Origin of the sequence: Flavobacterium sp. NLM (assembly GCF_002210235.1) — a bacterium.
Lineage (GTDB): Bacteria > Bacteroidota > Bacteroidia > Flavobacteriales > Flavobacteriaceae > Flavobacterium > Flavobacterium panici.
This window is the reverse complement of sequence record NZ_LIAC01000042.1, coordinates 1-730: the sequence shown is the minus strand read 5'-3', so window position 1 is coordinate 730 and position 730 is coordinate 1. Positions and strand designations below refer to the sequence as shown.

Here is a 730-nt window from a genome sequence, read left to right as displayed (position 1 = left end):
AGTTTGTAACTTCTGAAGGATGTGGAAATTCTGGAACTTATACCAATACCTGGACAGTAAAAGATGACTGTGGAAATACTTCTGATACTTTCACTCAAATTATCACAATTCAAGATACAACAGCACCAACTTGGACAACGCAGGCTGGTTCTTTAAACCAAACTATTGAATGCAGTAATGCTGAAGCTTTAACTTCGGCGCAAGCCTTATTCCCAACTGCATCTGATTTATGTGATGCTGATGTTTCGAATATCACTAAAATAAGCGGACAGTTTGTGGCTTCTGAAGGATGCGCAAATGCTGGAACTTATACTAATACCTGGACTGTAAAAGATGACTGTGGAAATATCTCTGATACATTCACTCAAATCATTACAATTCAAGATACTACTGCTCCAACGTGGACAACACAAGCAGCTTCTTTAAACCAAACTATTGAATGCAGTAATGCGGAAGCTTTAACTTCAGCTCAGGCTTTATTTCCTGCAGCTTCGGATTTATGTGATACTGATGTTTCGAATATCACTAAAGTGAGCGGGCAATTTGCTGCTTCTGAGGGATGTGGAAATTCTGGAACTTATACTAACACTTGGACAGTAAAAGACGACTGTGGAAATACTTCTGATACTTTCATTCAAGTTATTACAATTCAAGATACAACCGCTCCAACTTGGGCAACGCAAGCCGGTTCTTTAAACCAGACTATTGAATGCAGTAATGCTGAAGCTTT

General features: G+C 38.9%; 1 protein-coding gene. It reads left to right on the top strand.

Annotated features, from left to right (window positions below; genetic code table 11):
* Nucleotides 1-730: Ig-like domain-containing protein (locus APR43_RS24240; RefSeq protein ID WP_317044752.1), on the top strand; the 730-nt coding region annotated here is incomplete at both ends.